At 38.7% G+C, this 19,830-nt stretch carries 20 protein-coding genes; 14 read left to right on the plus strand and 6 right to left on the minus strand.

Translation table 11 applies throughout. From position 1 onward, the window contains the following. Window positions 1–70 precede the first annotated feature (70 nt). The 4 genes from RM545_RS09285 to RM545_RS09300 all read left to right on the plus strand — a co-directional run bounded on the left by RM545_RS09285 (window position 71) and on the right by RM545_RS09300 (window position 4,229). Complete coding sequence (locus RM545_RS09285; RefSeq protein WP_311495048.1) at window positions 71–1,225, plus strand: beta-ketoacyl synthase N-terminal-like domain-containing protein; 1,155 nt, start codon at window positions 71–73, stop codon at window positions 1,223–1,225. 160 nt (window positions 1,226–1,385) lie between these two features. After that, window positions 1,386–2,477, plus strand: a complete 1,092-nt coding sequence (gene bioB / locus RM545_RS09290; protein WP_311495049.1) for a biotin synthase BioB — start codon at window positions 1,386–1,388, stop codon at window positions 2,475–2,477. Window positions 2,478–2,764: 287 nt separating this feature from the next. Continuing rightward, window positions 2,765–3,646, plus strand: a complete 882-nt coding sequence (locus RM545_RS09295; RefSeq protein WP_311495050.1) for a cupin-like domain-containing protein — start codon at window positions 2,765–2,767, stop codon at window positions 3,644–3,646. A gap of 169 nt (window positions 3,647–3,815) precedes the next feature. Beyond that, window positions 3,816–4,229, plus strand: coding sequence for an ester cyclase (locus tag RM545_RS09300; RefSeq protein ID WP_311495051.1), 414 nt, complete (start codon window positions 3,816–3,818; stop codon window positions 4,227–4,229). An 11-nt stretch (window positions 4,230–4,240) separates the two neighbouring features. Here the strand turns inward: RM545_RS09300 and RM545_RS09305 are convergent, their stop codons facing one another. The 3 genes from RM545_RS09305 to RM545_RS09315 form a co-directional block, all read right to left on the minus strand. Next, on the minus strand, window positions 4,241–4,720 hold the full coding sequence (locus tag RM545_RS09305; RefSeq protein WP_311495117.1) for a regulatory protein RecX: 480 nt from the start codon (window positions 4,718–4,720) through the stop codon (window positions 4,241–4,243). A 152-nt stretch (window positions 4,721–4,872) separates the two neighbouring features. Further along, window positions 4,873–6,414: an Rne/Rng family ribonuclease gene (locus RM545_RS09310; protein WP_311495052.1), complete on the minus strand. Its 1,542-nt coding sequence runs from the start codon at window positions 6,412–6,414 to the stop codon at window positions 4,873–4,875. 301 nt (window positions 6,415–6,715) lie between these two features. Continuing rightward, window positions 6,716–7,009 carry an HU family DNA-binding protein gene (locus RM545_RS09315; RefSeq protein WP_311495053.1) on the minus strand — a complete coding sequence of 98 codons (294 nt, stop codon included), beginning with the start codon at window positions 7,007–7,009 and terminating at the stop codon, window positions 6,716–6,718. Between the two features lie 135 nt (window positions 7,010–7,144). Between RM545_RS09315 and mutY the strand changes: the two genes are divergently transcribed. The 5 genes from mutY (at window position 7,145) to RM545_RS09340 (ending at window position 11,637) form a co-directional block, all read left to right on the plus strand. Further along, window positions 7,145–8,191 (plus strand): A/G-specific adenine glycosylase, encoded by a 1,047-nt coding sequence (gene mutY / locus RM545_RS09320; RefSeq protein WP_311495118.1) that lies wholly within the window; start codon window positions 7,145–7,147, stop codon window positions 8,189–8,191. 102 nt (window positions 8,192–8,293) lie between these two features. Then, window positions 8,294–8,764, plus strand: coding sequence for a single-stranded DNA-binding protein (locus tag RM545_RS09325; RefSeq protein ID WP_311495054.1), 471 nt, complete (start codon window positions 8,294–8,296; stop codon window positions 8,762–8,764). Window positions 8,765–8,785: 21 nt separating this feature from the next. Further along, complete coding sequence (locus tag RM545_RS09330; RefSeq protein ID WP_311495055.1) at window positions 8,786–10,108, plus strand: gliding motility-associated protein GldE; 1,323 nt, start codon at window positions 8,786–8,788, stop codon at window positions 10,106–10,108. Continuing rightward, window positions 10,105–10,668 (plus strand): gliding motility lipoprotein GldD, encoded by a 564-nt coding sequence (gene gldD, locus RM545_RS09335; protein WP_311495056.1) that lies wholly within the window; start codon window positions 10,105–10,107, stop codon window positions 10,666–10,668. The genes RM545_RS09330 and gldD overlap by 4 nt, the downstream gene beginning before the upstream one ends. Window positions 10,669–10,728: 60 nt before the next feature. Next, window positions 10,729–11,637 carry a DMT family transporter gene (locus tag RM545_RS09340; protein ID WP_311495057.1) on the plus strand — a complete coding sequence of 303 codons (909 nt, stop codon included), beginning with the start codon at window positions 10,729–10,731 and terminating at the stop codon, window positions 11,635–11,637. A 53-nt stretch (window positions 11,638–11,690) separates the two neighbouring features. On the opposite strand, the gene RM545_RS09345 is transcribed toward RM545_RS09340, so the two are convergent. Both RM545_RS09345 and RM545_RS09350 read right to left on the minus strand, forming a co-directional pair. Then, the gene (locus RM545_RS09345; RefSeq protein ID WP_311495058.1) at window positions 11,691–13,751 is read right to left on the minus strand and encodes a M16 family metallopeptidase; all 2,061 of its coding nucleotides are present in this window, start codon (window positions 13,749–13,751) and stop codon (window positions 11,691–11,693) included. A 17-nt stretch (window positions 13,752–13,768) separates the two neighbouring features. Next, complete coding sequence (locus RM545_RS09350; protein WP_311495059.1) at window positions 13,769–15,094, minus strand: M16 family metallopeptidase; 1,326 nt, start codon at window positions 15,092–15,094, stop codon at window positions 13,769–13,771. Window positions 15,095–15,276: 182 nt separating this feature from the next. Here RM545_RS09350 and RM545_RS09355 point away from each other — a divergent pair, with 182 nt between their 5' ends. From RM545_RS09355 to rpmA, 3 genes are all read left to right on the plus strand, one after another. Beyond that, window positions 15,277–15,741: a DUF4199 domain-containing protein gene (locus RM545_RS09355; RefSeq protein WP_311495060.1), complete on the plus strand. Its 465-nt coding sequence runs from the start codon at window positions 15,277–15,279 to the stop codon at window positions 15,739–15,741. A gap of 109 nt (window positions 15,742–15,850) precedes the next feature. Further along, a complete protein-coding gene (rplU, locus tag RM545_RS09360; RefSeq protein ID WP_311495061.1) occupies window positions 15,851–16,348 on the plus strand; it encodes a 50S ribosomal protein L21 in 498 nt (165 codons plus the stop codon). 29 nt (window positions 16,349–16,377) lie between these two features. Next, window positions 16,378–16,638, plus strand: coding sequence for a 50S ribosomal protein L27 (gene rpmA / locus RM545_RS09365; RefSeq protein ID WP_311495062.1), 261 nt, complete (start codon window positions 16,378–16,380; stop codon window positions 16,636–16,638). 326 nt (window positions 16,639–16,964) lie between these two features. On the opposite strand, the gene ahcY is transcribed toward rpmA, so the two are convergent. Beyond that, the gene (ahcY, locus tag RM545_RS09370; RefSeq protein WP_311495063.1) at window positions 16,965–18,281 is read right to left on the minus strand and encodes an adenosylhomocysteinase; all 1,317 of its coding nucleotides are present in this window, start codon (window positions 18,279–18,281) and stop codon (window positions 16,965–16,967) included. A gap of 63 nt (window positions 18,282–18,344) precedes the next feature. On the opposite strand from ahcY, the gene RM545_RS09375 reads away from it, so the two are divergent. Beyond that, window positions 18,345–18,998, plus strand: a complete 654-nt coding sequence (locus tag RM545_RS09375; RefSeq protein WP_311495064.1) for a 4'-phosphopantetheinyl transferase family protein — start codon at window positions 18,345–18,347, stop codon at window positions 18,996–18,998. Next, entirely contained in the window at window positions 18,998–19,708 is a 711-nt protein-coding gene (locus RM545_RS09380) for a phosphoglycerol geranylgeranyltransferase (protein WP_311495065.1), read from the plus strand. The genes RM545_RS09375 and RM545_RS09380 overlap by 1 nt, the downstream gene beginning before the upstream one ends. Window positions 19,709–19,830: the final 122 nt, after the last annotated feature.

Here is a 19,830-nt window from a genome sequence, read left to right on the forward strand (position 1 = left end):
CCGGTAAAATTTAAGGCTTAAAAGTTAGCAGAAGAATCCTGAGGTGTTATTTTTACTGAAAATTCAGGTTTTGAAAAAAGCGGTTTCAATTACTTCAATGGCTTCAGTTTCACCACTGGGAAAAACTTCAGAAGAAATCTGGGAAAATTATTTAAATCCGAAGCATCACCTTTCAAAAGGAAATTTCCAGGAAAATGAAGCTTTTGCAGGTTTTCTTCCGAAGAAACTCGCTTCAGAGGTAGAAAAGTTACGTGCTGAAAATGTCAATTATCGGCATGTAGATAAGTCAGTGCTCTTTGCTATTCTGGCTGCAAGGGAAGCAACAAGAAAAGCAGGTTGGGAGAACGGAAAAAATATCGGGATCAATATTGGGAGTTCCAGGGGTGCTACCGAACTTTTTGAAAAATATCATAAATCCTTTCTGGAAAACGGAAAGGCAGAAACACTTGCCTCTCCGACTACCACACTTGGGAACATATCTTCCTGGGTGGGACAGGACCTGGAAACCACCGGCCCGGAATTTTCTCATAGTGTTACTTGTTCCACCGGCCTGCACGCGGTGCTGAATGGGATTGCGTGGATGCAGGCAGGATTATCTGATAAATTTCTGGTGGGAGGTAGCGAAGCAGCTTTAACTCCGTTTACAATGGGGCAAATGAAGGCGATGAAGATTTATGCTTCTGAAGATCTGGACTATCCCTGCCAGGCGCTAAATATGAGCAAAACCCGAAATTCCATGGTGCTTGGCGAAGGTGCAGGGATGTTTTGTCTGGAAGCCGGTAATGCTGAAAATGCCATTGCCAAAATAACCGGAATGGGATATGCAACCGAAAAACTCAAGCACAGCGTTTCAATTTCGTCGAATGGAGAATGTATGCAGAAATCGATGAAAATGGCCATGGGAGATAAAGCTCCTTCAGAAATTGATGTCGTGGTGACGCATACTCCGGGAACCATTAAAGGCGATTTGGCCGAAACTAATGCCATCAAGGAGGTTTTTGGACAAGAACTGCCGGCCATTACCTGTAACAAATGGAAAATAGGGCATACTTTTGCGGCATCTGGAAACCTTAGCCTGGAAATGGCAATTTTGATGCTTCAGCACGAGCAATTTATAACTGTTCCTTTTTCAGAATTTGATAAATTTCCGGAGAAACTGGAGAATATCATGATAAATGCAGTGGGCTTCGGGGGTAATGCCGTTTCAATATTGATTAGTAAATAACTGGCGGCAAATCCGGAAAGTGATTGGAAAGCTTAAAGATATTCCAAACTGGAACCGGAATGCTTTAAATCTCACTTAATGAGTAAATCCTGAAAATCTTTGGCAGAGGACGGCTAATAAACTTCAGTTTTAGTTATTTTTGAATACAAATTACTTTTTCATGGCTACAAAACACGATTGGACGAAGGAAGAAATCCTGGAAATATATAATAAACCTTTGATGGAGCTTCTTTATGAAGCGGCTACCATACACAGGCAAAATCATGATCCCAATACGGTGCAAGTTTCGACACTATTGTCTATAAAAACAGGGGGTTGCCCCGAAGATTGCGGATATTGTCCCCAGGCAGCAAGATATCATACAGATTTGGAAGGAAACGACCTAATGAGTGTGAATCAGGTGAAAGCGCAGGCGCTAAGGGCTAAAGCAGCCGGGAGTTCCCGTGTTTGTATGGGTGCAGCCTGGAGAAACGTAAAAGACGGGGAAGAATTTGACGATGTGCTGGAAATGGTGCGAACCATTAACAAACTGGAAATGGAAGTTTGCTGTACGTTGGGAATGCTTACCGAAAACCAGGCGCAGCGACTTGCAGAAGCCGGACTTTATGCTTATAACCACAATTTAGACACTTCAGAAGACTATTATAAAGAGGTGATTTCTACCAGAGGTTTCGACGACAGGCTAAAAACGATCGATAATGTAAGAAAAACGAACGTGACTGTTTGTAGCGGCGGGATTATTGGAATGGGAGAAAGTGCAGAGGACCGTGCAGGAATGCTGGTGGCGCTTTCTACTTTAAATCCGCAACCGGAATCTGTCCCGATTAATGCTCTTGTACCCGTTGAAGGAACACCAATGGAGGAGCAGGAGCCGGTTTCAATATGGGAAATGGTGCGAATGGTGGCCACCGCAAGAATTGTAATGCCAGAAACTCAGGTAAGATTATCTGCAGGAAGAACTCAGATGAGCAGGGAAGGTCAGGCGATGTGCTTTTTTGCCGGGGCAAATTCAATTTTTGCCGGCGATAAACTATTAACCACTCCAAATCCCGATGTAAATGAAGATATGGAGATGTTTAAAGCATTGGGATTAAATCCGCAGAAGGCATTTGAGAAAAAAGAGCAGCCAAAAAGTGTTGATGCTGAACATTCGCAATTCCAGAACCTTGGAGAAAAGCCAAAATGGTCAAGACCCGGACATAAAATTGAAAGAAACCTCCAGGCGCAGGAGAAGCGAAAAACTAAAGCGTGATAATTGCCATTTTCAGGCATGTACCACCTTTTCTCTGTTGTTGACGAATAATTGAAGGGGGAATTTCTTAAATTTTCCCTCTTTTTTTCTTCAGATCTTGCGGAATTTGGCCTTCTTTTTCTAACAATTAACCTCCTTTTATAAAAAAGTACAAGTTTATCCTTAAATTTGTATGCACTTCCGGAGACATATAAAATACTTCTTTTTTTGTCGTAAGAGAGCATTAGAAGAGGTGAAAGCGGAACAATACAACTATAACAAAGACGCATAAGTATAGAAATTGACTGATGATGACCGATGGCCTACAACTTGCGGAAATCCCAAGGGAAAAGCGAATTTCTAAAGCTGATTTCCTTAAAAAATATGTGCGCCCTCAAAAGCCGGTAGTTATAGAACAGCTTATTGAGGACTGGCCGGCTTATGAAAAATGGAATCTGGAATATATAGACCAGGTCGCGGGTGATAAGGTTGTGCCGCTATACGACGACAGGCCCATTTCTTCAAAATATAAGTTTAATGAGCCGCACACTAAAATGAAAATGTCGGAGTACATCGAACTGTTGAAATCGGGACCTACAAATTACCGGATTTTCTTATATCATCTGCTTAAAGAAGTGCCGTCACTTCAGAAGGATTTTTCCTTTCCTGATCTTGGCCTTCGGTTTTTAAAGCAGCTTCCTACGTTATTCTTTGGAGGGGAAAATTCGAAGGTTTTTATGCATTACGACATAGATTTTGCCAATATTCTTCATTTTCATTTCCATGGTAAGAAACAATGCATTTTATTTCCTCCTTCAGAAAGTCAATATCTTTATAAAGTACCGCATGCACTTATTTCCAGGCAGGACATAGATTTTGTAAATCCTGATTTTGAAAAGTTTCCGGTGCTTAAAAAAGCAAAAGGTTACATAACCGAATTAAACCACGGGGAAGCACTTTATATGCCCGAGGGTTACTGGCACCAGATGACTTATCTTACCGCCGGATTTTCGATGAGTTTACGCGCGACACCACGGACAGTAACAAATTTCTCTAAGGCAGTCTACAATGTTTTTTTTATGCGCCATTTTGATAATTACATGCGTAAGTGGAAAGGACAGAAATGGATTGATTATAAAAACGAACAGGCGGTTAAAAAGACGCACCAGAAGAACAAAATTGAACAGTAGTATATCTTTTCTGTAGAATAAAAATTTTTTCAGCTTTTCTCTGGATTACATTAGAGGTTTCGATATAAGTTAATCCTTGCTTAAGCAATGCTTAAAATAATCAAAAGTTATTTCATTAAAAGCTATGTTTTTCTGAACTTCAGGAAAACATACAAAAATTTAAAAAGTTATGAGTAAAGAGCAAAATAAGCAAATTCAACAGAAATTTGGAGAAGCAGTAAATTCAGGAAAACTGGAAAATCTAAGAGATCTTGTAGCAGATGATGTTAAGGAGCATGATCCGGCGCCCAATCAGGGTCCTGGAGCACAGGGTTATATAGATTTTTTTACCATGATGAGGAATGCCTTTCCCGATATGAAAGTTGAGGTGGAGCAATTAGTAGCCGATGAAGATAATGTCGCTTTTGCCTATACCCTCACAGGAACTCATAAAGGTGATTTTATGGGAGTTGCCGGTACCGGAAAGTCTATAAAAGCGCGCGGAATGCAAATTAGCAGGTTTAAAGACGGAAAATTGGTAGAACGATGGGGAAGTAGCGATGAGCTGGGAATACTAAAACAAATAGGAGTAAATCCAGTTTAAACCTTTAAAAGTTAACTGATATAGTTATCAGTAATTTCATATACAAGACTCGCCTCATAGCCTCTACGGAGTAAATGATCGGCGAGTTTTTTCTTTTTTTTGAAGGGGTTGGATTCCTTAATGAGTTTGGATTTCTTTTCAGCTACTTCATGTAAAGTAGAGAGATAGTCATCTTTATCAATTTCAGTAAGGGCTATTTTAATTATTGGACTAGATATATCCTTCAGCTTAAGTTCCTGCTTGATTTTTATCCTGCCCCATTTTTTTATTCTGAATTTCCCACGTACGAAGCTTCTGGCGAAGCGTTCTTCATTTAAGAAATTCTCCTGCATTAACTTAATGATAATTTGTTCCTGTGCTGCAGGAATCATGTTCATTTCCTTCAGTTTTTCTTCTACTTCTTTATGGGAACGATCGCGATAGGCACAAAACTGCATAAGCTTAACAGTAGCTTCTTTTACGGTATAGGATTTATGCGTTTTATTCAAAATTGAAAGGTTTTAAAGTTCAAAAGTAGAAAGAATAAAATTTTTTCACTAGACAGACATCAATGCATGAAAAAAAATCGGCAAAAAAATGTGCAGAAGAAGATAAATAGAGAAACAAAAAAACGCCTCCCGAATTAACGAAAGGCGTTCTAAATTTATATAATTACTTTCCCGTCTTTATCGTGAAAGTGGTATTCTAAATACGTGTAAGCGTCTCTAGGTAAGATTTTCACCCAACGTTTATGGTCCATAAACCATTGCGATCGGGGAGATGGAAAGCCTTTCGTTAAAAAGGCTGCAATAAATGGATGCGCACTTAAGGTAATTTTTTTATGATTCTTCTTAAGTAACTTTTCAAAGTCGGCCTTTATCTTGTTTATTAAAATAATTGGTGCCTCAATTTCACCATTTCCGCCATTAGGATTCACCTCACGGGTTTTAATATTCATTTCGGGCCTTACGCGTTGTCTTGTAATTTGAATCAATCCAAATTTACTAGGCGGCAAAATCTTATGTTTTGCCCTGTCATCACTCATTTCATTTCGTAGGTGGTCGAAGAGCTTTTTACGATTTTCAGCTTTGTTCATATCGATAAAATCCACTACTATAATTCCTCCCATGTCACGAAGTCGTAACTGGCGGGCTATTTCGGTAGCGCTTATCATATTCACCTCGAGTGCGGTATCTTCCTGGTTTCTGGATTTATTAGACCTGTTGCCACTGTTTACGTCTATAACATGCATGGCTTCGGTATGTTCTATAACCAGATAAGCGCCTTTACTCATGGAGACGGTGCGCCCAAAGGAAGTTTTTATTTGTCTTTCGATACCGTGTTTTTCAAAGATTGGTACATTGGATTGGTACAATTTTACTATTGATTCTTTTTCTGGGACGATCTCGCCCACATAATCTTTAATTTGAGTATAAAGCGCTTCTTCATCTACTATAATGGAGGTGAAGCTATCGTTAAAGATATCTCTTAACAAGGAAGAAGCCCTGTTTAGTTCTCCTAACACCTTTGAAGGATGGTGCGGTTTATACAATTTCTTACACATTGCTGTCCAGCGCCCCATTAAATTTTGGAGGTCTCTGTCCAGTTCTGCTACTTTTTTGCCTTCGGCTACGGTTCTTACAATAACACCAAACCCTTTGGGTTTAATGCTTTTAACCAATCTTTTTAAACGCTCCTTTTCTTCCTTGCTTTCGATTTTTTGTGAAACCGAAACCCGGTTAGAAAAAGGAACCAGCACTATATAGCGTCCTGGCAGGGAAAGTTCTGAGCTTAACCTTGGGCCTTTAGTGGAAATTGGTTCTTTTACTACCTGAACCAGTAGCGACTGATTTGATTTTAAGACATCGGTAATACTACCGTCTTTGTCTATGTCTTTTTCAAAAGAAAAATTCTGTAAAGAATAATCTTTCAGTTTACCTGTGCTTACACGTTTTATGAACTTAAGCAAAGAAGATACTTGAGGACCCAGATCGTGATAGTGTAAAAAACCATCTTTTTCATAACCTACATTTACAAATGCGGCATTTAGACCGGGGACAGCTTTTCTAATCTTGGCAATAAGAATATCCCCAACATTAAATTTGTTGTCATCTTCTTCCTTGTTGAGTTCAATAAGTTTTCCATCTTTTGTTAAGGCAAAATCTACAGCAGAGGATTCGGACCGGATAATTAATTCTTTGTCCACTCTTTTAGATTTTAATCTATACCTGCCAAAGCAGACACAGATGGATTAAACATTATTTTCTCACAGGGTTTTCAATCCTGAAGAAACTAAAACCAAAAATGGTTTAAGTTTCGATTTCAATGAACGTTTTAAAATAAAAAAAGTAGTTTAGAACTACTTTTTCTTGTGACGGTTAGCTCTTCTTCTTTTTTTACGCTTGTGCGTGGCTACCTTATGTCTTTTTCTTTTTTTACCACTTGGCATAGTGTTGTCTTTTTAATTAATAATTCTTTGTTGGTTTCTGTTTTTTAGGGGAAAACAGTTATTCTTTTACCTCTACATTGCTCTTAACACCTTCAACAAAAATCTTTGCGGGCTTGAAAGCAGGAATGTTATGTGCGGGTATTTTAATTGTAGTGTTCTTAGAAATATTTCTTCCGGTTTTCTCTGCTCTTGTCTTAACAACAAAGCTTCCAAAGCCTCTCAAATATACATTATCTCCACTTTCCAGGGAAGTCTTAACTTCGTCCATAAAGGATTCAATAGTAGCCTGAACATCTCCTTTTTCCATTCCTAGTTTTTCTGAAATGTTTGCTACGATATCTGCTTTCGTCATTTTCGTGCTATTTTATAATTGGGGTTTGAATTTTCAAGGGGGCAAATATAAGAATTATATCTTCAATATTTCAAGCCTAATCCATTAAATAATAACAGAATAAAGATTTTATATTGCAGGCAGATGATTTTAAGTATGGTGTTTTCTAAGGTGTTGATTAACTGGTATTTGAATAACAAGCGTGAGTTGCCCTGGCGTAAAACGAGAGATCCGTATAAGATATGGCTCAGCGAAATTATTTTACAGCAGACGCGTGTGGAGCAGGGAATGCCCTATTATTTCCGGTTTATTGAAGCTTTTCCAACTATTTTTGATCTGGCCGCGGCTTCCCAGCAGGAGGTTTTAAAGCTTTGGCAGGGTTTGGGATATTATTCCCGGGCCAGAAACCTGCACGAGACAGCGAAATATGTGGCGGATGAACTGGAAGGTGTTTTTCCGCAAGACTTTAGAGGACTCCTTAAGTTGAAGGGAGTTGGCGATTACACTGCAAGTGCGATTGCTTCAATTTGTTATGATGAGCCGGTGGCGGTGGTAGATGGAAACGTTTACCGGGTCCTGGCTAGATATTTTGGCAGTGCTACGCCAATAAATTCTTCGGAAGGCATTAAAGAGTTTAAGGCCCTGGCAACAGAATTGCTGGACAGAGATAATCCTTCAGCCTTTAATCAGGCTTTAATGGAGTTTGGGGCGCTGCAATGTAAGCCCAAAAATCCATTTTGCGCTACCTGTCCTTTTAATAGTAGTTGCCTTGCATTAAAGGAAAACAGGATTTCCGAACTGCCTGTCAAATTGAAAAAGGGCAAAATCAGGCATCGGTATTTCAATTACCTTGTTTTTCATTCCGAAGAAAATACTACGCTTTTAAATCAAAGAAAGGGAAAGGGAATCTGGAATGGCTTATATGAATTCCCTTTAATAGAGACGGAAAAGCAACTTACGGCTGCAGAATTCCTTCGGCAAGAAGAATTGAGGGAGAAAACAGGTCAAAATGCAGTTATCAGGTTGTATAATGAAAAGCCTGTAGTACATAAATTATCGCATCAGCATATCTATGCACGTTTTTGGTTAATTGAGCCGCAGAAATCACCTGAAAATGGAATTCCTGTATCGAAAATTGCCAAATATCCGGTTCCGGTTTTAATTCAGAATTTCCTTAATGAATATGAGCCTGCGGACTACTGAAGAAAATTTTGTTGAAATTTTATAACTTTCACCTTATTAAGCCGCTAAATTTTTCAGTATTTTACATTGTAATTGAAGAGTTGATATCTAAAATAGAAAAAAATGACAGGAACACTTAACAAGGTAATGCTAATTGGGCACACGGGAGATGATGTAAAAATGCATTATTTTGAAGGTGGTGGTGTTATTGGACGTTTTCCCCTGGCTACAAACGAAAGTTATACTAACAGGACTACGGGAGAAAAAGTAAATAATACAGAATGGCACAACGTCGTGGTACGGAATAAGGCTGCTGAAATTTGCGAAAAATATCTCAAAAAAGGGGATAAAGTATACATTGAGGGGCGTATAAAAACCCGTAAATGGCAGGATGATCAGGGGAATGAGAGGTATTCTACTGAAGTCCAGTGTACAGAGTTTACTTTTCTTACTCCCAAAGGTGAAAGTAGTTCAGAAAACCAATCTCAAAATTCGCCGATGTCTGGAACAAAAAGCCAGTCAAAAAATGATAACTTTGCAAATCAGAATCAACCGATTGGTCAAAGCGAAGAGGAAGATGATTTGCCATTCTAAGTTTAACTAAAATATTTGCCTTTGGATCCGGAACCTCCCAGTTTGCTATTGCTTTGGGCCGCTTTCGACATAACCGATGTAATAAGTATCCTATTCTTATTACTGCTATTGCTATGCTCTGCACTAATCTCTGGTGCTGAAGTTGCTTTTTTTTCCCTTACGCCGGCAAACTTTGTTACAGAAGACGGAAAGAGGACAAAGACGCAGGAAATTGTAATAAAACTTCTGGATAAACCCAAAAAGTTATTGGCTACCATTCTGGTTGCGAATAATTTTATTAACATTGCTATAGTGCTTCTTTTTGATTCCCTTGTAACAGAGATGTTTGGGGAAACAAATATGGAGGTATTCGGCATCGACTTCAGGTTAATAGTAGAAGTAGGTCTGGTTACATTTCTTATTTTGCTATTTGGTGAAATACTTCCCAAGGTCTATGCAAGCAGGAACAATGTGAAGTTTTCCAATATCATGGCCTATCCAATAAATTTTTTGGATACATTTTTCTCCCCTCTCAGTACTCCCATGCGTGCGGTCACGCTATATATTCAGGATAAGTTTGGGAGGAAAAGATCTTTTATAAGTATAGATCATCTATCCCAGGCGCTGGAGTTAACCAGTGAGGAAGATACTACAAGGGAGGAACAGAAGATTCTAAAAGGTATTGTATCCTTCGGAAATACAGATACAAAACAGGTGATGCGTCCCAGAATGGACATTTTCGCTCTTAACGAAGCCGATGCTTACAGGGAAATTATACCTGCCATTATCGAGAATGGGTACTCCAGAATTCCGGTTTATAAGGAGAATATAGATAATGTTTCAGGGATTCTCTATGTAAAAGATTTGCTTCCGTATATAAACGAACAGGAGTATGAATGGACTAAACTTTTAAGAGAACCTTATTTTGTGCCTGAAAACAAGAAGCTGGATGATTTATTAAACGATTTCCAGAGTAAAAGAAATCACCTTGCAATAGTGGTGGACGAATATGGAGGAACCAGTGGTTTAATATCTCTTGAAGATATAATAGAAGAAATTGTGGGTGATATAAGCGATGAATTTGATGATGAAGATCTGATTTTTTCTAAGCTTGACGAAAACAATTTCATTTTTGAAGGGAAAACTTCTTTAAAGGACTTTTACAAGATCATAAAACTTGAGGATCCTACTGCTTTTGAGGAACAACGGGGAGAAGCAGAGACATTAGCAGGATTTTTACTGGAAATCTCAGGCGGGTTTCCTAAGAAAAATGATGAAATTATTTTTCTTAATTATACTTTTAAAGTAGAAGTGATAGATGATAGGCGCATTAAACAAATAAAACTGAATATAGCACCGATATGAAACTAAGAAGAATGTTGTTCTTAAGCCTGTCGATAGTTTTATTTGCATGTGCAGATGATCCCCAGCCTAAACCGAAAGGTTTTTTGGCGCTGGAATATCCTGAAGCTGAATATTCCCGAATGGATATCGGCTGTCCATATTCTTTTGAAAAGAACGAGCTGGCCACTATTTCTCCTTCTCTTACAAATACTCCCTGCTGGATAAATCTTGATTACGAATTAATGAGCGGAGCTATTTATCTCACGTATCAAAAGGTTAATAACAATCTTGACTCTCTACTTCGGGACGCACAAAAATTGCCCTTGCAGCATACAATCAAGGCCGATGCTATAGAAGGTGATATTTACACCAATGATATACGCAATACGTATGGTATGTTTTACGAAGTGTCGGGAAATGCAGCCTCACAGGCTCAGTTTTATTTAACAGATAGTACCAATCATTTTCTCACAGGCTCGGTTTATTTTGAAAGTCAGCCTAACTACGATTCAATTGTTCCGGCGGCAGATTATCTTAAAAAGGATATCAGGTATCTCATGGAAAGCCTGGAGTGGAAATAATTTCCGGTTTTCCTTTGAAGCTTTTAAAGAATATCGATTTTTGCAGTTTTAAAAATTGATATGCCTGCTAAAAATTTAAAGTGGATCTATTTGGTCCTTCTTTCCCTGGTTTGGGGAAGTTCGTTTATTCTCATCAAGAAGGGCTTGATTGGCCTTTCAGCTCTCCAGGTGGGGTCTTTCAGGATTATCTTTGCTGCAGTTTTCTTAATACTCACTGGCTTTAAAACTTTGCTGAAACTCAACACCTCGCAATGGAAATGGATAATAATTTCAGGATTCGTGGGATCCTTTTTTCCTGTATATCTTTTTTCTTTTGCAGAGACGGAGATAGATAGTGCGGTAGCTTCCATTCTGAATGCAACCACTCCGTTATTAACTCTCATCTTTGGTGGTTTTTTCTTTCGTGCGGTTTTTACTCAGAATAAAGTGCTGGGTGTGGTAATAGGCTTAATCGGTACTCTTGCGTTAATTCTGAGTGGGGCCAGTGTGAATCCCGATCAGAACTACTTTTATTCGGGTTTGGTTATTGTTGCTACAGGATTTTATGCTATGAATGTAAATATTCTGAAGATGTATATGAAAGATATTTCTGCTTTGGGAATAGCTGCAGGAAATTTTTTTGTTCTTCTTTTTCCAGCCCTGGCAATGCTTTATTTCTCTGGGTTCTTAAGTAATGATTTTACTGAAGGTAAAATCCTTTCTTCTATAGGTTACGTGGCGATATTGGGCATTTTAGGCACCGGAGTTGCGATGATTATTTTTAACCGGCTGGTGCAAATATCAGATCCCGTTTTCACGACCTCAGTTACTTATACGATTCCGGTGGTAGCGCTGGGATGGGGTATTTTGGATGGTGAAATATTTAGTCTCTGGCAGCTTTTCTCAGCATCTGTTATTATGGTGGGCGTATTTGTGGTAAACCGATCTAAGAGTTTATATACCCCACGTAAAAAGAAATTGGATAAATAAAAAAGAGCCGATTTTCCTAAGAAAACCGACTCATCTAACATTAGCAAAAATTTTTATTCCTGAAAGTCAGCTTCACTTACTCCTTCGTTAATCAGGATTTCAGTTACATCAAACTCAAATGTCTGAGGACCTGCGGCCTGGGTTAGTTTAAAAGGAAATTTCACACCTTCCACTTCCTGATAGTCACTGTATCCTGTTGGAATAGACATTGTTTGTCCTGCCTGGGAAACAGTTTGTACAGTCTGTATTTTTAATCCGCTGTCTACGCTGTAGTATGCTTTGTTGTTTTCGGTCAGGGCAACTACATAAGCATCAACTCCTTCAATGGTTTCAATTCCTTCTAAAGTAGCATCTCCTGCTTCCAGTTCAGGAAAAGGATTGGCATCTACTTTAGCAGCTGTTATCTGCTCTTCGCTGTAAGGAATTTTTTGTCCCTGTGCCACAACAAATCCTGCTGCACCATCAAAAACTTGTTTACTCATTACATTTCCACCAACAGATACTTCCTGATTTAATTTACCGTCCATAGTTCTTTTTAGAACAAGGTTTAAAGTCATTCCCTGTACAGAAGCTTCAGCCTTCATTACAACACTTTCTATCTCTTCAACAGCATCACGTCCACCAATGGCTTCAATATAATCTTCATAAACCTTTTCTACAGTTACAGAAGCATCAACTTCTTTGGCCTGAGGTTTTTCGGCCTCTTCACCAAGTTTGTTGTAATACTTTACAGGAATTGTTTTTCCTTCAAATTCAATTTTCTCAAGGTTTTCACCAATTTCTGAAGCTTTACCGGCCACTATAATTCTCATATTATCAGTTTGATAATACTTATTGGCTACACGTTGGATGTCTTCTGCAGTAACTGCATTGATGTTTTGAAGAAAGTTTTCGTAAAAATCTTCTGAAAGATCATTTGTCTTTATGTCTAATGCATAACTGGCAATGGTAGAAGGCTGCTCAAGATCCAGAACGAAGTCACCTGCAAACTTACTTTTTGCATTTTCCAGCATTTCAGCATCTACGGGCTCTGTTTTAATTCTTCTAATTTCTTTTAGAGACTCTACAATTGCGCTATCGGTTACTGCGTTCCTGACGCTGGCCTGGGCAATAAATCTGGAGGCATACTTGTCGGCTCCTGTATTGGTTCTTGCTCCGTAAGTATAGCCTTTATCTTCCCTTAGGTTCATGTTAAGATAACTTCCAAAACTACCACCAAGGATTTGATTGGCAACCAGAACAGGGAAGTAATCTGCATCAGACATTTTAAGGTCTATTGTATTTTGAAGTCTTAGTTCGCTCTGTACTGCATTTGGCATGTCTATAAGGTTGATCTGTGTTGCGTCAACGTTGGTAACAACAGGTAAATCCCGCTCATTTGGAGCTCCGGCTTCCCAGTTGCCAAAGTTCTTTTCGGCCAGTTCTTTCACTTCAGCAGTTTCAATATCCCCAACTACTACAAGGTAAGCATTGGCAGGTTTGAAGTAACTCTTGTAAAAGCTTTCTACGTCTTCTAAAGAAACTTTTTCAGTATTTTCCACGGTAGCAAATTCACCATAGGGATGATTAGCTCCATAGGCTAGAGCTGCACTTACACGGCTTGCAATTGAACCTACGTCTTTATTGAGAGACTTTAAACCTTCGATTTGTTTATTTTTCTCAGCTTCAAATTCTTCCTGGGTAAATTTTGGCCTTAAAGCTCCTTCAGCCATTAGTTCCATTACCCGTGGGAAAAACTTGGAGAGAGACCGCGCATAAGCGCTTTCTGATCCAAAACTAATATCAGCTCCCAGGAAGTCGATTTCTTCGTTAAAAGCGTCTTTAGACATGTTTTCGGTTCCTGTTCCCAATAGGGAAGAAACGAGGGCAGAAGTAGCCGGTTTTTCTTCTGTGTGAGGTTTATTGTCTATAATTAAAGAAGCAGAAACTCTTGGTAACTTATGATTTTCTACAACCAGGACTTTTAATCCATTGTCTAATGTAAATTCATCAGGCTGTCCAAGATTGATCTTTGGTGCCGGTCCCGGTTCAGGTTGTTTAGATCGGTCTACCTGCGCAATTGTCGCTGTGGTCAAAAAGCAGGCTATAAATAATGTGAGTATATTAAATTTCATTCTATAAGTTTTTTAAGTTATTCCTTTTCGCTTTCCGGAAGGTAATCCAGTTCTAAACGCTGATTCTCGTTAAGATACTCATTGGCAACCCTTTGAATATCTTCCCTGGTAATATCCCTGTAGATTTCAATTTCTTTATTGATAAGGTCCGTATCACCGTAAAGTACATTGTAAGTGGCGAGCGAAGAAGCGATACCTTCTATGCTGCTATTGGAATTTACAAAGCGATTTTCAAATTTATTCTGAAGTTTTTCATATTCCTTTTCTGAAATTAACTCGTTCTGAAGCTTTTCGATTTCTTCATCCATGGAGGTGGCAAGAGTATCTAAAGGAGTTTCACCTAAAGCAAGAGCACCCATTACATAGGTTCCATAATCTTCCTGGGATCTGGGGAAAGCCAACACCTGAAGTGCAGTTTTTTCTTCGTCTACCATTTTTTTATACATCCTGGAGCTTCTGCCATCTGTAAGAATAGAAGAAATCATATCTAAAACATAAGCATCTTTTTCTACCATAGAAGGTGTACGGTAAACAAAAAGTTTTGCAGGAATTTGGATGTTGCTATCGTATTCTGTCGCTGTGATAGTTTCTGTAATGGGTTCTTCCTCAATTGAAACTGGCTCGACTTCATTTCCTTCAGGAATCCCGGCGAAGTATTTCTCTATCAGATCTTTAGTTTTCTCCATATCAATATCCCCGGCAACAACTAAAGTTGCGTTGTTTGGTCCGTAATATTTATCAAAAAAAGCTTTGAATTCATCAAGCTCGGCTGCATCCAGATCTTCCATGGTGCCAATTACAGAGTTTTTGTAAGGATGCTTATCAAAAACGTATTTGTTGATACCGGTAGAGTAGATGATCTTACCATAAGGGGCGTTATCTATACGGGAACGTTTCTCCTCCTTTACAACTTCATTTTGAGTTTCTACACCAATTTCATTTATAACCGGGTGGAGCATTCTTTCAGATTCCATCCATAGACCAAGCTCCAGGTTGTTAGAAGGAAATGTTTCGTAATAATAAGTTCGGTCCTGCGTGGTATTAGCATTATTACTACCGCCATTAGCAGCGACAATGTCAAACCATTTTCCGCGTTCAATGTTTTCGGTGCCTTCAAATAAAAGATGCTCAAAGAAGTGAGCAAAGCCAGAACGACCTGCTTCTTCGTCTTTAGCGCCTACGTGATACATTACTCCAACCGTAGCTACAGGAGCTGTATTGTCCTGGTGTAAAATTACATGTAATCCATTGTCCAGGTTATATTCGGTATACTCTACCTCCTGTCCAATTGCACAGAACCCTAAAAAGAGGGCGATGGCGGTGGTTTTAATCTTGTGGATCATTTTTTAAGTGGTTTTTTTTATTAATGTCTAAATATAAGTAATTGAAAAGCTTAATTTGTTACAGGAAAAAGATAATTACTGCAAACCCCCTGATTTATTGGGCTGGAGGAGAAAATTAACAAGCCCTTAAGGCATAAAATGCTAGTTTTTTCCCAAATTTACTAAGGAAAAACTAAATGACCATGAATAATATAAGTACTCCAGTAAAATTCGGACTCGGTATTGCAGCCGCTCTAATTATATATTTTTTGTTATTATCTATTTTTGGACTACATCAATATCCGGCCTTTAGTATTTTTAATATGGTGATACTGGGAGCGGGACTTTACTTTGCTATAAAAGGATATAAAAAAGAAGCGGGTGATAAATTCAAATTTCGGAAAAGTTTTATGGTGGGCTTAACTGCTGGCTTTCTCGCTACGACTATATTTACAATCTTTTTTTTAATTTATGCTACAGAAATAGATCCGGATTTTATGCTGGATTCCATGCCAATGTGGGTTACCGACTGGTCCTCTACTGTAGGCTTCCTGTTGGTAGGAGTTGGATTGGCCGGTTTTGCAAGTACGCTGGTTCTTACTTTCGCCTGGACACAACTACATAAGGTTTCCCGTAATACAGAAGAAGGCAAAGAACATACCTTTTAATTTTAGGATGTAAATTCCAGAAAGACTTTGTCAATTAATTATTTAGAAGTATATTTGCACCCGCTTGAAATAAGCAGAATTATCTTTAAATAATTAATTAAAATACGCTATGTACGCAATTGTAGAGATAGCAGGGCAGCAATTTAAAGTTGCAAAAGACCAGAAAGTATTCGTACACCGTTTGGCGGGAGAAGAAGGAGACAGTGTCTCTTTTGATAAAGTTCTTCTTACCGGTGATGGTGACGATATTACTTTAGGCGCCCCGGCTATAGAAGGTGCTCTTGTTGGAGCAAAAATTACCCGTCATTTAAAAGGAGACAAAGTTATTGTTTTCAAGAAGAAAAGACGTAAAGGTTACCGTGTTAAGAATGGACACCGTCAATCTTTAACAGAAATTCAGATTGAAGATATTACTTTAAAAGGTGGTAAGAAATCTTCTTCTTCTGAAAAAACTGAAAAGAAAGAAGAGACTAAAGCTAAGTCTGAAAATAAATCTGAGGATTTAAACAACTATACTGTTGTTGAATTAAGAGAGATGGCTAAAGACAAAGGTGTTGAAGGATACTCTTCAATGAAGAAAGCAGAATTGGTTGCTGCATTAAGCTAATTTTATTAATATACTAAAACTAATATAAGATGGCTCACAAAAAAGGAGTTGGTAGTTCCAAGAACGGTAGGGAATCAGAATCGAAACGCTTAGGTGTAAAGATCTTTGGAGGACAAGCTGCCGTAGCCGGAAATATCATTGTAAGACAAAGAGGAACTGCACACAATCCAGGTGAGAATGTGTACGCAGGAAAAGATCATACTTTACATGCCAGAGTAGATGGCCTTGTAAAATTTACTAAAAAGAAAGACAATAAATCTTACGTTTCTATTGAACCGTTTGAAGCATAAGCATTTCTTTTTAAGATATTTGAAGCCTTCAGTGAAAACTGAGGGCTTTTTTTATTGCGGAAAATAGCGGGTTGATAATTGGCATTTCGGAGTCTTTATTTTAAACTGAAGCAGGGAAGAGAAGATATAAGAATCCAGATACTCCCTACAATATTCTAAGAAGACGAGAGATTATTTGTGGATTAATGCTGAGATTTCAGGCCGATAATAGCCATTTTGGAAGTCGCACTTTTTGGAAAGTCTATCAATAAAAAAATCCCGTTCAGAATCATTCCGAACAGGATTTTTTATTTTTTGCCTATAGCCTATAGCCTATAGCCTACAGTCTAGTACCTGTAGTATTCCGGTTTAAACGGTCCTTCCACTTCAACACCAATATAATCGGCTTGTTCTTTGGAAAGTTCTGTCAGTTCAACTCCAATTTTTTCTAAATGAAGTGCAGCTACTTTTTCATCTAAATGCTTTGGAAGCATATAAACTTCATTTTCATACTTATCTGAATGGTTCCAAAGTTCTATCTGCGCTAAAGTCTGGTTTGTAAAGGAATTGCTCATTACGAAACTTGGATGTCCTGTGGCACAACCTAAATTTACCAGTCGGCCTTCAGCAAGAAGAATAATATCTTTTCCGTCTATGGTATATTTATCTACCTGAGGTTTAATTTCATCTTTTGTATCACCGTAGTTCTCATTCAACCACGCAACTGCAATCTCATTGTCAAAATGCCCAATATTACAAACGATGGTCTTATCCTTCATCGCTTTGAAATGTTCACCGCGCACAATATCTTTATTTCCAGTAGTGGTAATCACGATATCTGCTTTTGGAAGTACGGTTTCAAGTTTTTTCACTTCAAAACCGTCCATTGCAGCCTGTAAAGCACAAATTGGGTCAATTTCTGTAACCGTTACAATAGATCCGGCGCCTTTAAATGACTGGGCAGTTCCTTTACCCACATCTCCATATCCACAAACAACTACTCGTTTTCCTGCAAGCATCACATCTGTGGCACGACGTATCGCATCTACCGCACTCTCGCGACAACCATATTTATTGTCGAATTTAGATTTGGTGACAGAATCGTTTACGTTAATGGCCGGCATGGCAAGCGTTCCTTTTTTCATTCGTTCGTACAAACGGTGAACCCCTGTAGTGGTTTCTTCTGAAAGTCCGCGGATTCCTTCAGTAAGTTCCGGATATTTATCAAAGACCATATTGGTAAGATCTCCACCGTCATCAAGAATCATGTTCAGGGGTTTGCGATCTTCCCCAAAGAAAAGCGTTTGTTCTATACACCAGTTAAATTCTTCCTCAGTCATTCCTTTCCACGCATAAACAGGGATGCCAGCTTCAGCAATCGCAGCGGCAGCCTGATCTTGTGTAGAAAAAATGTTACAGGAACTCCAGGTAACTTCAGCTCCCAAAGAAACAAGAGTTTCAATAAGAACAGCAGTTTGAATGGTCATATGCAAACAACCGGCAATTCTGGCCCCCTTTAATGGCTGCTCATTTTTAAATTCTTCCCTAAGTGACATCAGGCCTGGCATTTCTGCTTCAGCCAGCTCAATTTCTTTCCTTCCCCATGCTGCCAGGGAAATATCTTTTACTTTATATGCCGTATAAGGCACCGTTTTAGTGGACATATTGTTATATTTGATTACAGTAACTATTAAGTTGCAAAAGTAAGTAATATATAAGAAAATTGCATGTCACTTTACAAAACAATAACAGTTGATGAGCGCACTAAAGTCCTCATTTGGAAGATTGAAGAATCGCTGGAATGGCTAAGTAAAGGCATAGAACTTACTGCGCATTGCCGGGAGAGAGTTGAGGGTATGAAATCTGAAATTCATCGGCGGGGTTTTATGAGCATCAGGCATTTATTGGCTGAAGCCGGCTATACAGACAATGATTTGTATTACGACGATTTGGGTAAACCTCACCTCAAAGATGGAAAATATATCTCTATTACTCATTCTTTTGATTTTACCGGGATTATCGTTAGCGACAAAGAAGTGGGAATTGACATTGAAAAGCAGCGCGATAAAATCCTGAAAATTGCCAATAAATTCACTCCTTTAAAAGAGTATCATACTTTGGCTAATGAAGAAGCCCTTGTGCGAAAACTTACTATTGTCTGGGGAGCTAAGGAATCTATCTATAAATTGCAGGCAGAACCGGGTTTGAGCTTTTTGCACCACATAGATATCAAAGATTTCGACTTTGAGGCGAATGCTACCACCGGAAAAAGCTTTTATAGAGGTAATACTGCACATTTTGATCTTGAATTTTTAGAATTTGAGGGTTTTACCTGCGTTCATGCCTCTCGTTCTACTGAAAATATGAAGTTTGACGATTAATGACTTCTATTTATTCTGAAATTTTAGCATCAGCTTCCCGGGGTGAAAAACTGCTATGTGTTTTAGTAGATCCTGAAAAATTTGATAATACCAAAGCTGAAGCTTTTCTAAAGCGGATGCCCCAAAATGCCAATTATCTACTTGTAGGAGGAAGCACCGCCACAGCACAGCAAACAGAGCAAACAGTTGAAGCTTTAAAAAAGCATTCAAAATTACCAATAATTTTATTTCCCGGAAGTCACGAACAGATCACTGAAGAAGCTGACGCTATTCTGTTTTTGAGTCTGCTTTCCGGAAGAAATCCGGAATATTTAATTGGGCAGCAAATAAAGTCTGTTCCCAAACTACAGTTTTCGGGGCTCGAAATTCTTCCGACAGCTTATATTCTCGTTGATGGCGGTAAGGAATCTGCCGTACAGCGGGTTAGCCAAACCGAACCTATAGGGCAGAGTAAAGTAAATCTAATTTCTGAAACAGCTTTGGCAGGCGAATTTTCAGGAAAAAACCTGGTTTATCTGGAAGCCGGAAGTGGAGCAAAAATCCCTGTGGGAGCTGCAATTATTTCCGAAGTAAAAAAAACCATTACGATTCCACTGATAGTAGGTGGTGGCATACGCAGCAAAGAACAACTTCAGGAAGCTTATACTGCGGGAGCTGATATTGTGGTAATTGGGACTGCTTTTGAAGATGCTAGCTTTACAGGGATATAGCTTTTATGTAATGGGTATTTGGACTATTACGGGACTAAAGAATTGAACAGAAATACTGTGATTGGAAAATATGCAGGGAAAAATGGCAATTTTCATGAGATTTTTATAGTATCCTTTTACCT

It is taken from the genome of Autumnicola lenta, from assembly GCF_031846515.1.
GTDB classification, from domain to species: domain Bacteria; phylum Bacteroidota; class Bacteroidia; order Flavobacteriales; family Flavobacteriaceae; genus Autumnicola; species Autumnicola lenta.

Bases quoted from the DNA above. Each gene is read 5' to 3' on its own strand.
- rplU (WP_311495061.1), top strand. From the start codon at position 15,851: ATGTACGCAATTGTAGAGATAGCAGGGCAGCAATTTAAAGTTGCAAAA.
- RM545_RS09300 (WP_311495051.1), top strand. From the start codon at position 3,816: ATGAGTAAAGAGCAAAATAAGCAAATTCAACAGAAATTTGGAGAAGCA.
- RM545_RS09350 (WP_311495059.1), bottom strand. From the start codon at position 15,094: ATGATCCACAAGATTAAAACCACCGCCATCGCCCTCTTTTTAGGGTTC.
- RM545_RS09315 (WP_311495053.1), bottom strand. From the start codon at position 7,009: ATGACGAAAGCAGATATCGTAGCAAACATTTCAGAAAAACTAGGAATG.
- RM545_RS09355 (WP_311495060.1), top strand. From the start codon at position 15,277: ATGAATAATATAAGTACTCCAGTAAAATTCGGACTCGGTATTGCAGCC.
- RM545_RS09340 (WP_311495057.1), top strand. From the start codon at position 10,729: ATGCCTGCTAAAAATTTAAAGTGGATCTATTTGGTCCTTCTTTCCCTG.
- ahcY (WP_311495063.1), bottom strand. From the start codon at position 18,281: ATGTCCACTAAAACGGTGCCTTATACGGCATATAAAGTAAAAGATATT.
- mutY (WP_311495118.1), top strand. From the start codon at position 7,145: ATGGTGTTTTCTAAGGTGTTGATTAACTGGTATTTGAATAACAAGCGT.
- gldD (WP_311495056.1), top strand. From the start codon at position 10,105: ATGAAACTAAGAAGAATGTTGTTCTTAAGCCTGTCGATAGTTTTATTT.
- RM545_RS09375 (WP_311495064.1), top strand. From the start codon at position 18,345: ATGTCACTTTACAAAACAATAACAGTTGATGAGCGCACTAAAGTCCTC.
- rpmA (WP_311495062.1), top strand. From the start codon at position 16,378: ATGGCTCACAAAAAAGGAGTTGGTAGTTCCAAGAACGGTAGGGAATCA.
- RM545_RS09295 (WP_311495050.1), top strand. From the start codon at position 2,765: ATGATGACCGATGGCCTACAACTTGCGGAAATCCCAAGGGAAAAGCGA.
- RM545_RS09345 (WP_311495058.1), bottom strand. From the start codon at position 13,751: ATGAAATTTAATATACTCACATTATTTATAGCCTGCTTTTTGACCACA.
- RM545_RS09380 (WP_311495065.1), top strand. From the start codon at position 18,998: ATGACTTCTATTTATTCTGAAATTTTAGCATCAGCTTCCCGGGGTGAA.
- RM545_RS09325 (WP_311495054.1), top strand. From the start codon at position 8,294: ATGACAGGAACACTTAACAAGGTAATGCTAATTGGGCACACGGGAGAT.
- bioB (WP_311495049.1), top strand. From the start codon at position 1,386: ATGGCTACAAAACACGATTGGACGAAGGAAGAAATCCTGGAAATATAT.